This window comes from Flavobacterium sp. T50_26 (assembly GCF_057652995.1).
The window spans coordinates 37,983-49,405 of the sequence record NZ_JBYFCC010000026.1 but is presented as its reverse complement, the minus strand read 5'-3'; the positions used below and the strand labels follow the sequence as shown (position 1 = coordinate 49,405).

6 protein-coding genes are annotated in these 11,423 nt (G+C 35.4%); 2 read left to right on the top strand and 4 right to left on the bottom strand.

Annotation, left to right across the window (positions count from 1 at the left end):
• A partial coding sequence (locus tag AC23MC_RS14080; RefSeq protein WP_487570650.1) for a carbohydrate binding domain-containing protein occupies window positions 1–2,687 on the bottom strand: 2,687 nt, incomplete at its 3' end.
• 522 nt (window positions 2,688–3,209) lie between these two features.
• Here AC23MC_RS14080 and AC23MC_RS14075 point away from each other — a divergent pair.
• Window positions 3,210–4,142 (top strand): ABC transporter ATP-binding protein, encoded by a 933-nt coding sequence (locus AC23MC_RS14075; RefSeq protein WP_487568985.1) that lies wholly within the window; start codon window positions 3,210–3,212, stop codon window positions 4,140–4,142.
• 282 nt (window positions 4,143–4,424) lie between these two features.
• Here the strand turns inward: AC23MC_RS14075 and AC23MC_RS14070 are convergent, their stop codons facing one another.
• Together AC23MC_RS14070 and AC23MC_RS14065 are read right to left on the bottom strand one after the other, a co-directional pair.
• On the bottom strand, window positions 4,425–6,827 hold the full coding sequence (locus AC23MC_RS14070; RefSeq protein WP_487568984.1) for an alpha/beta hydrolase family protein: 2,403 nt from the start codon (window positions 6,825–6,827) through the stop codon (window positions 4,425–4,427).
• A gap of 103 nt (window positions 6,828–6,930) precedes the next feature.
• Entirely contained in the window at window positions 6,931–7,560 is a 630-nt protein-coding gene (locus tag AC23MC_RS14065) for a hypothetical protein (protein WP_487568983.1), read from the bottom strand.
• Window positions 7,561–7,748: 188 nt separating this feature from the next.
• Here AC23MC_RS14065 and AC23MC_RS14060 point away from each other — a divergent pair, with 188 nt between their 5' ends.
• A complete protein-coding gene (locus AC23MC_RS14060; RefSeq protein ID WP_487568982.1) occupies window positions 7,749–8,759 on the top strand; it encodes a 3-oxoacyl-ACP synthase III family protein in 1,011 nt (336 codons plus the stop codon).
• Between the two features lie 284 nt (window positions 8,760–9,043).
• Here the strand turns inward: AC23MC_RS14060 and AC23MC_RS14055 are convergent, their stop codons facing one another.
• Window positions 9,044–11,413, bottom strand: a complete 2,370-nt coding sequence (locus tag AC23MC_RS14055) for a TonB-dependent receptor (RefSeq protein WP_487568981.1) — start codon at window positions 11,411–11,413, stop codon at window positions 9,044–9,046.
• Window positions 11,414–11,423 lie beyond the last annotated feature (10 nt).

Genomic DNA, 11,423 nt, shown 5'->3' with positions numbered 1-11,423 from the left:
ACAGTAGCATATTCTGCAATGTCTGTACTAGAAATTTGGAACACATAGTTTGACGTTTCTACTTCACGGAACTCATTAGTTAACGTATTAGTTAATCTAAAACGGTAACCTGTTCTAGCAACCCCATTTGGAACACTTGGTGATACTAAATCACCACGTAATACCTCATTAATAGCTGTTAGTGTTGCTCCGCAATTATTTGTACGCAATTGAGCTAAAACAACAGGACATCCGTCGTCTAAATTACCATTACAGTTTTGAAGAATGCCATCATAACAGATTTCTGTGGCTCCAGGATAGATAGTATCATCATTATCATTACAATCACCGCCTACTAATACGTATGTTGCACCAGGAGAATTACAGTTACTAACTAATGTTGAATCAACACCAAATCCATCTCCATCAGCATCAATGTACCAATCTAATGGCATACATAAAGTTGTTAATGAAACACTAGCAGGTGAAGAAAATTGATTTGTTTCTGTGTTAAATTGATATAACCAAAATGTGTAGTTTGTACTTGATGTAAGTCCACTAAGAACAAATCCAAAAGCACTTACTCCGCCTCCATCGCCTGGTGTATCACCAAAATTATATTCCGATGCAGTTGTTGGATTTGCAGGAGCTGTTGCAGTTGGTGAGTAAAACAATCTATAAACGATAGTTCCATTTACATTATTTGGACCAACAGCTAAAAATGCACTTGATGGTGTTGGGTTCATTGCCACAAGACCAACAGGTTGCGCAGGTGGAGGTGGAAATGAAAAATTAACAGTATAGGTTTGTTGTACAGATGTATCTTCTGCTGTAACAACAACAGTTGCACTACCGGGTAAAGCTGTTGCTTGAGTAATCACTGTTGAAGCAGCACCACTATTTGGTGTTGCAGATGTTATTTGTGGTATTTCAGTTGTACCAAATGGTATGTTATAGGTATACGTAAGTTGAGACGGATTAAAACCATCAACTGGAATAAAATCTACTTGTAGATCACTTAAAGTTGCATCTGTACTCACACCTGGATTATTCCAAAAGTAAACATTGTCCAGATAGATATCAATTGGAGTTGTACTTCCTGCACCATTGGCAGCAAATTTCATTTGAACAACATTATCCCATGTCATACCGCCAAAAGCACTTTTAGGAATATCTACACTAACCCATTGTCCTTGAACGTGATTGATTGTTACTAAAACTTCACCAGGTCCAGAGCCTGCGTTAATTGGGCTTACTTGAATTATTGCATTAGAAGTAGCAGCATTTGTCCAAAGATCAACATGCAAAAATTCCATTGCAGATAAATCGGTTGCGGTAACTTCTGTTCCTTGATAATTAAAATTCGCATAGTGTAAAATATTATTTCCAGAGCCAGAAACAGCAACAAAATTAGGGTTAACTAAATTATGTCCTGATTGTCCCCAAAATGGATCATAATTCGTTGTAATATCGCTATAACTATCACTGTAGATAGAAACAACATTAGCAGAATTACGAGTTGGAACAGGTGCGTTGGTTGTTGGAGGCACCAAAGGAGCTGGAGCAAATAATGTAGTATTTGTTGACGTACCCGGAGTCGAGTAAACCATACTTACCGTGTTATATTGATACAACCAAAAGGTATAGTTCGTTGATGAACTAAGTCCGGATAAATTAAATCCAAATGCAGCGGTTCCGTTACCATCACCGGGTGTAGATCCAAAAATATATTCTGTGGCAGTTAATGGATTTGCCGGTGCGGTTGCTGTTGGTGAATAAAACAATCTATAAACTATATTTCCACCAACATTATTTGGTCCAACTGCCAAAAGCATAGACGTTGAAGTTGGATTAATTGCAACAAATCCAACAGGTTGTGGTACATTCGTTGCAGATGTAGTTGTTGCTGTTACTGAATTTGGAGCGGAATATAATCCGGTAGTTGAATTATATTGATACAACCAAAACGTGTAATTTGTTGACGAATCCAATCCGGATAACGTAAATCCAAAAGCACTAAAACCATTTCCGTCACCCGGTGTGCTCCCAAAAATATATTGAGAGGCAGTCAACGGATTTGCCGGAGCGGTTGCTGTTGGTGAATAAAATAATCGGTATTCTATTTCGCCACCAACATTATTTGGGCCTACAGCCATAAATACGCTAGAAGAAGTTGGAGTGTTTGCAACAAATCCAACAGGTTGTGCTGGTGGAATATCTCCACCTGGACCTTCGTTTTCAACAATTTCAACATCATCAATATAAACAGCCGCTGTTGTGTTAACTCCCATATTAGCCATATGGAAATTAAGTTGAGCATTGTTATTAGTTGATGTGGCATTAAAAGTATAACTGTAAGTTGTCATTGTAGTGGTTAAAGCAACGGCATTATTTCTGAATTGATCATTCCAAATACCTGTATTTTGAATATTAACAGACATGGTTCTGTTTGCAGCCGCACGAGCTTTAAAAGTCAGCGTGTATGAAGCGGCTCCTGTAAATGACAAGTTTGTTTGTTTTAGCTCAGTTCCCCAAGGATCTCCACCAGCATTTGCCGTGCTGTAGAAAGCTTCTCCGGAAGCAACTACTCCAGGAGGACCAAACACCCAACCTGTTGTGCCATTTTCAAAATCACCGTTGGTGAGTAAGTTCTGAGAAATTCCTATCATCGATAAGAATAACATAATAAGTAAAGTAAATTTTTTCATTTTAAATTGATTTTTTGACACTCAAATTTAATTTTATATTATTTACAATCATTTTTATGTAACTGTACAAAAACTATACAACCAATTAAAACGTTTTCGTAGAATCGAAATCCGTCGTAATAGCTGTATTTCAAGGCTTCAGAGAAATGGTTAATTATATTGTTTCTCACTATTCAAAATTGCAGTTTTTAGCGAATGTTGTGTTGATGTATTGGTGAATGTAGTCTTTTTCTTTTTTTTAAATAGTAAGATATTACCTAATCTGTAATTAATAAGGTAAAAAATTATACTTTTTGTAATAAATAAGCATTTTGATTGTTGTTTTAATAAATCTATTTTCATCAATTTTTTTAATAAAAAGATGATAAAAATGAAGTTATGGTTTTATTATTTTATTAATTTATTAAAATGTTAGGAAAGATGAATTGCTTGAAAATAAATAAGTGCAAATTGACCTTCTTTTTTTCATAAAAATTCACTTAAACGAATAACTTAGTTTAAATTTGTTAGTAATTCCTGTTTATGTTAAAAGTCACTCAAATTTCATTCTCATACGATAAAAACGAAGACATCAATCAAGTCAATTTTTCACTTCAAAAAGGTAAAAACTTGGCTGTAATAGGTGAAAGCGGTTGCGGGAAAAGCACCCTTTTAAAACTCATTTATGGCTTGTATGATTTAGAAAAAGGACAAATTTTTTGGAATAATCAAGAAATACTTGGTCCTAAATTTCACCTCATTCCCGGAATGCCATTTATGAAATATTTGGCACAAGATTTCGATTTGATGCCGTTTATCACCGTGGCAGAAAACGTTGGGAAATACCTTTCCAATTTTTATCCAGAACTAAAAAAAGAACGCATTGCCGAATTACTCGAAATCGTTGAAATGACCGAATTTGCTAACATCAAAGCAAAATATTTAAGTGGCGGACAAATGCAGCGTGTTGCTTTAGCAAGAGTTTTAGCACTAGAACCGGAAGTTTTATTGCTCGATGAACCCTTTAGCCACATCGATAATTTTAGAAAAAACAGCTTACGCAGAAAATTGTTTGCTTACTTAAAAAGTAAAAATATAACCACTTTAGTCGCCACTCATGACAGTACCGATGTACTTTCTTTTGCCGATGAAGTAGTAGTTATGCAAAACGGAAAAATAGTAGCAGAAAATTCACCAAAAGAATTGTATAATTCACCAAATTCAAAATATGTAGCTTCACTTTTTGGCGATGTAAACGAAATACCTGGGTTTTATTTTAATCAAAAAGAGACTCAATTATTATATCCTCATCAATTAAAAATAGTTGAGAATTCCAATTTAGAAGTTACTGTTTTCAACGCATATTTCCGAGGAAGCAATTACTTGATAGAAGCTCATTATCCCGAAGGAATTCTATTCTTCGAAAATAAAAATCACCTAGAGCCCAAAACAGTTTTGTTTTTATCCCAAAAATAAACCCTGAAATTTTTCAACTTCAGGGTTGTTGTTTATCTTTATTAGAAGCTATTCCGGCTATCCGCTGCAAGCTTTTTTGTGCACTCCTTTTTTTGTAAAAAGCCCAAAGAGCTTCCGTTGGTCGCTTTTGGACTTTAACAAAAAATAGTCGTTTACTGCAAAAGGCTTTCCGCTATTATCCGGGCTAGGGAATTGTGCTAAAAAAAAGTTTCAGGTTTCAAGTTTCAAGTTATTATCAACGGTTTTTCAACCTGAAACCTGAAACCTGAAACAATTCTCAATCTACTTCAAATACTTTTCCAAAAACTGATCTTGTTCCCACAATAAATGCAAAATATTGTCTTTGGCTACATAACCGTGGCTTTCTTTTGGTAAAATTACCATTCTAACCGGAGCACCTAAGTTTTTTAATGCTTGGAAATAACGTTCGGTTTGCAAAGTAAATGTGCCTGGATTGTTATCTGCTTCACCGTGTGTTAACAACATTGGCGTTTTCATTTTGTGAGCATTCATAAAAGGTGACATGGTGTTATATACTTCAGGAACATCCCAATAATTGCGTTGCTCGCTTTGAAATCCAAATGGAGTTAAAGTTCTGTTATACGCTCCGCTTCTTGCAATTCCGCAAGCAAATAAGTTAGAATGCGTCAATAAATTGGCTGTCATAAACGCACCGTAGGAATGTCCGCCAACTGCTACTTTTTTTCTGTCGATATACCCTAATTTATCCACAGCATCAATGGCAGCTTCGGCATTGGCAACCAATTGTTCAATAAATGTGTCGTTTGGTTCAGTAGTTCCTTCACCAATTATTGGGAAAGAAGCATCATCCAAAACCACATATCCACGCGTTACCCAATAGACAAACGAACCGTAATAGGGAAACGTAAATTCATTCGGGTTTTTATCGCTTTGACCGGCTGAGTTTTTGTCTTTGTATTCAGCAGGATAAGCCCAAATTAAAAGTGGTTTTTTCTCTTTCTTAGTTTTATCATAACCAACAGGAAGATATAGTGTTCCCGATAATTCAACACCGTCTTTACGTTTGTATTTAATCACTTCTTTGTGCACATTTTCAATACTCTCAAACGGATTTTTAAAATTGGTTAATTGCGTTAGTTTTCCTTTTGATTTAAAATTTCTGTAGTAATAATTCGGATATTCATTTTTAGACTGAATCATCACTAAAGCTTCACCTTTTTTCACATCTTCCACAGACATGATATCTTCTTTTTTGTCTTTATAAGTCGATTGATATAAACGCTTGGTTTTTAACGTGCTTAAATTAAATTCATCAATAAACGGAAATTGTCCTTCTTTTGTGAATCCATCACCAACCAAATACGCTTTATCATTATCCAAAGTCAAAACAAATTTGCCATATTGGTTTTTCTTGGTTTCAAAATTCCCCGGATCAGAATAAATATCTTGGTAATTTCTGTCCGAAATCACCTTTGGAGCCTGAGCAGGATTAGATGGATTGATGATATAGGTTTTCATATTTCGCGTGTCATACCATTGATCCATCACAATGGCAGTATTGTCATTCCCCCAAGTAATTCCGGCATAACGCTGTTGTGTTTTTACCAAAGAAGTTGGGTTAGAGGTAAAAGGAGCATCCCATAAAAACACTTCATCTCTAAAGTCAACTTTGTTCGCTTGATCTCCTTCGTCTAACGCTTCAACAAATGATAGGGTAGAAGGCTTGTCACTTCTCCATCCCATACTTCTTTTTCCTTTTCTAACAGAAGAAAAACCTTTTGGCATAATTTCTGTCAACGGAACTTCGTTCACCACTTTTACTTCTTTTCCGGATTTGTCATACACAACAGATTTCTGAGGAAAACGACTCAACGGAACTATATATGAAAATGGTTTCTGAATGGTTGAAATCATCACATAATTACCATCAGGCGAAATGCTTTCTCCGGCATACATATCTGCTTTTTTAAACAATTCTGCTTTTCCGTCTAAAGTAACTTTATATAATTCTGAAGTGATTAACGTTTCAAAGTTTTGTTCGTCCAACGGATTTTTCAATAAATCTTGATATGTTCTGTTTTGCGAAACACTTCCATCACCAGTTGATACAATTGGTCCGGTAGGCAAATCTTTCTTTAAATCGATTAATGCCGGACGGTTTTTTACCAACATTCTAACCAAAATAGTTTGATTATCGGCAAACCAACTAAACGGATTTCCCATATTGGCATTCACCGTAGCATCAGTTAATTTTGTAGCTTGAGCTGTTGCTATATCCAAAACCCAAAGTTCTACACCAGTGTTTGTGGTGTGTGAAAAAGAAAGTTTCTTTTCATTAGGCGACATGCCCAAATTGCTAATTCTTGGATTTTCAGGTAATCCTTTAACTTGCACTTCATTTTTTTCGGAAACTTTTCTAACTTTTAAATTAGTGATGTACGTAACCGTGCTGGAAATGTTGGTCACCGGATTAATCCGAAGTCCGCCCAATCGCATTTCTTCCTGATTCAAATCGTCTAAGGTTTTGTAAGTACTTCGATAAGATAACAGCATATATTCTTTTTTGCTGTCCATGTTTACCGATGGAGCTCTTTCGTAATCGGCCAATTCCAAAATTTCTTTGGGTGGCTTTTGAAACGATAAATTTTCTTGGGCCGAAGCAAAATAGCCCACACATAAAAGTAATAGTAATTTGATTTTCATAAAGTTTTTGATTGATTTATTGAGGCTCTAAAATAAGACTTATAAAAATCAAACTTCTAAAAAATCTGTTAAAATAATGAAAAGGAAAGAGGTTGGTTGAGAATTATTCTCTAAAAATACTCATCGTAGCTTTTGCTCCGGTGGCTAAATTCCAAATATTTGACATGATGGTCGCATCAAATTCATCCAAAACAGCAAATTGAGCTGTGTTCGGACCGGAAGCACCTTGATTCAAAGCCACAAATTCTAAATTATTGAATCCGGGAGCTAATTCAATGTAAAAAACAGAAAACTCTCCGTCAAGAAAAATATTGGCTTCCACCACTTTATCATTCAAAATAATGCTCACGCGGTCTCCATCAATGGCTTGATGATCTCGACATAAAACTTTGACATACTTTGATTTACTGATAAAACTTCCAAAATGTTTTCCGCGTTTGTATTCTTCCATCATTTCATTTTCGCCATTCAAATTGGGTTGAAGTTTATGCTCCGGTTTAATAAATCCGTAATTTTTGGTCAAATCAATTTGTTTCTCTTTTCGAAGCGGTGCAGAATATAAATCTGATTTTTTATCTTCTTTCTCTTTTGGAGAAAAGATAGAAGTTCCGGAAGTACTCGGAGTAATGCCAAAATTTCCACTAGGTGAAATTGATTTTCCGCCCGTGTCAAATTGTGCCATTCCCGTAAGGGAAAAACATAAAACTGAGAGGATGGAAAAGAGTACTTTCATAGTCCAAATATACTGTTTTAATAAAAAAAGAGTCTTAACAAAACGCTAATTTTGAAAATACCTTCTCAACAATAGTGCCAAATTTGTAGTGTCGTTTTTTGTCAACTTATAAAAAAAACGTTAACAATGACGGCTATTTTTAAAAGATTGCTAAATTTGTTAGACTAATTTTATTAAAACAGCATACTATGTATCATTCAAAAATAACCGGATTAGGATTTTATGTTCCTGAAAATGTGGTAACAAATGACGATTTGTCTAAGATTATTGAAACAAATGACGAATGGATTCAGGAGCGAACCGGAATAAAAGAACGACGACATGTAGAAAAAGGAGACGGAAACACCACCACAACAATGGGTGTAAAAGCCGCCAAAATTGCCATTGAACGTTCGGGATTATCGAACGATGAGATAGATTTTGTTGTTTTTGCTACGTTGAGTCCCGATTATTATTTTCCTGGTCCCGGCGTGTTGGTTCAAAAAGAATTAGGGCTTCGAACCGTTGGAGCGTTAGACATCAGAAACCAATGTTCCGGATTTGTGTACGCACTTTCCATTGCCGATCAATACATTAAAACCGGCATGTATAAAAACATTCTAATAATTGGTTCCGAGTTACATTCGTATGGTTTAGACATGACAACAAGAGGTAGGGGAGTTTCAGTAATTTTTGGCGATGGTGCCGGTGCAGCTGTGGTTTCTCGTGAAGAAGATACAACCAAAGGAATTCTCTCTACACATCTTCATTCCGAAGGTCAACATGCCGAAGAACTCGCCGTTATCGCACCCGGAATGGGCAAACGATGGGTGACCGACATTATTAAAGACAACGACCCAAACGACGAAAGTTTCTTCCCGCACATGAACGGACAATTTGTGTTTAAAAACGCAGTTGTTCGCTTTAGCGAGGTAATTAACGAAGGATTGCAAGCCAACAATCTCAACGTTTCCGATATCAACATGCTGATTCCGCATCAAGCAAATTTGCGTATTTCCCAATTTATTCAGCAAAAATTCAAATTATCAGACGATCAAGTGTATAACAACATTCAAAAATACGGAAACACCACAGCTGCTTCCATTCCAATAGCCTTAACCGAAGCGTGGGAACAAGGCAAAATAAAATCGGGAGATTTGGTTGTGTTGGCCGCATTTGGTAGTGGTTTCACTTGGGGAAGCGTGATTATCCGATGGTAATTTTTTGAACCTTTTTCCAGCTTTCCACTTCAAGATTTTGGGCAAAAAAAAAGAATTCAACAAACCAAAAAGAGCTTCCTCTGGTCGCTTTTTTGCTTTAAGAATTCTAGTTTTTTTGCCCAAAATGCTTTCCGTTACAATCTGGGGTAGGGTTGGGCACAATCAATCATTTCGTTAGAAATTACAATTGAAAAGTTTAATTCATTTTTTCTAAAACACAAAACCCGAAGTACTTCTACTTCGGGTTTGCTGATTAACTAAAGCAATATATAAAGAACCAATTTTTAAAATATTCCGCCACCTTGGGTTTCGTTTTGGTCACGTTGTTTGCGTTGCAACGCTCTGTTTTTTCCTGAGCCAAAACGGTAATTAAAGTTCACGTTAACCATTCGGCTTTCCCATCTAAATTGTCCGGTAGTTACGTCTGGATTTTCACCATAAAAACGTGCTCTCATCGTGTTAAAAATGTCATTTACACGAATACTGATTGAACCTTGGTCTTTCAAAATAGAATAGCGAGCTGCTACATCGGTTTTCCACATCACTTTGTTGCTAAACTGGATGTCTTCTACACCACCTCTATACATAGCAAACCAAGTAAAGGTTAATTTTTTATTCGCTTTAAAAGTGTGATTCATTCGGGCATTAAACGGAGTAGACAAAACCGTTTTTTCAACTAGATTTTGATTTACATCTTCTACCACACCGGTTGCATTTCTAAAATAAACATCAGCACCATAATTCACACTCCACCATTTTTTTAGATTCAAATTTCCGGAAGCTTCAATACCGTATTCTGTTGTGCTTTCAAAGTTGTCAAAAGTCATTAACTTTTTGTTTTCATCATACGGACTTTGAATGAATACCTGATTAATTGGGTCATTAATATATCTAAAAAATACTCCCGATGTAATGGCTCCAATTTTCGTAGTTCTAGTATAATTCAACTCCATAGAATTAGTAAATTGAGGTTCTAAATTTGGATTTCCTTCCTGATCAATTGTTGGGCTACTCCAATTTCTAATTGGGTTCACTTGACCTAAATTAGGGCGATCAACTCTTCTGGAATAACTCAAATTAAACGTGTTTTTTTCTGTTGGGACATACGATAAAAAAGCAGAAGGATATACCGTTAAAATATCATCTTTAAATTGTCCCGGATTTTCATCTACTCTTCTAAAATTGGCTTCAACCTGAAAACTTTCTAAACGCATACCCACTTGATAACTCCATTTGTCCAATTGTTTTCCGTAATTGGCATAGGCACTTTGAATATTTCTTTTATAATCAAAATCGGAGAAATAGGCGTAATCGCGGTCAAAAGTATTGTCTGTTCCGTCAAAACGACTTTCTAAACCTAATTCTAATTTGGTTTTCTCGTCAAGCGGATTAACAAAATCAAGATTCACAATCACATTTTCACCCAACGTTTCAATTTGGTTTGTTTGTAATAGATTATTGTTGCCATCCAAAAACACACTGTCTTCCGGTCTGTCGTTGCGGTTATAGTTAATTTCTACGTCAAATGTTTTTTGAGGTTTTTCAAATTCATATTTATAACCTAAATTATACACTTGATTTCTGCTTTCATTTAATGCAATATTGTTTTGAACAATGGTTGGATTAACTCCTGAGAAGTAGTCAATTCTGTTATAAAAATCTCCTTCAGAATTATTCATATTTTGATTAGTGAAGAACGAAATTGTGTTTTTTTCATTCAAATAAAAATCAACCCCGGCTTTTACAAAATGATTTTTGTTGAAATTGTTAATCACAAATTCAGAACGATTGGAATTATCAGCGTCTAGAGCATCGGTTGTATTTATAAAACCTTTGTTGTTCCATTTTCCATGATTAAGTGAATACGTAGTATAAAAATTAAATTTGTTTACTCTGTAATTCAAATCCAAAGAGACATTTGCTTTTGGCGTTACACCAAAATTTGTTCCGGCATTGATACTTCCGTTAAAACCTAAATTTGAATTTTTCTTTAAAATAATATTGATAATTCCACTCATTCCTTCCGGATTATATTTAGCCGAAGGATTCGTAATCAATTCAATTTGCTTAATCGAAGTAGAAGGAATCTGTTGCAACGCTTGTGAAGCCGATAACTGCGAAGGCTTTCCGTCGATAAAAATCTGTACATTCGGATTTCCGCGTAAGGTTACAGTATTGTTTTGAGAATCAACACTCACAGATGGAATGTTATTTAAAATATCGGATGCAGTCGGCCCGGCATTAATTAAGTCGGGACCAACGTTTACCACTTTTCGATCGATTTTTTGTTCAATTGTTGTGCGTTCGCCTACAACTTCAACTTCTGCAAGCGACATAGCATCTTCAGATAAATAAATGGTACCAACATTCAAATTTTTAGATGTTACGTTTATTTTTGAAGAATGTGATTTATAGCCGATAAATTGTGCTTCAAAATCATAATTTCCATAGGCAATTTTATCGATAGTAAATTCACCTTTTTCATCGGTAATTCCGCCTGTGATAACTTTGTCTCCCATTTTTATTACAATGGTAGCGTAGGGGATAGAAGAATTGTTGGATTTGTCTATAACTTTTCCGTTAACGGTTGCAGTTTGTGCAAAAGAAAAAGTGATAGTACACAAAAGCAACAGTAGAGTAGCTTTGATTTTCATGTTGATTGAT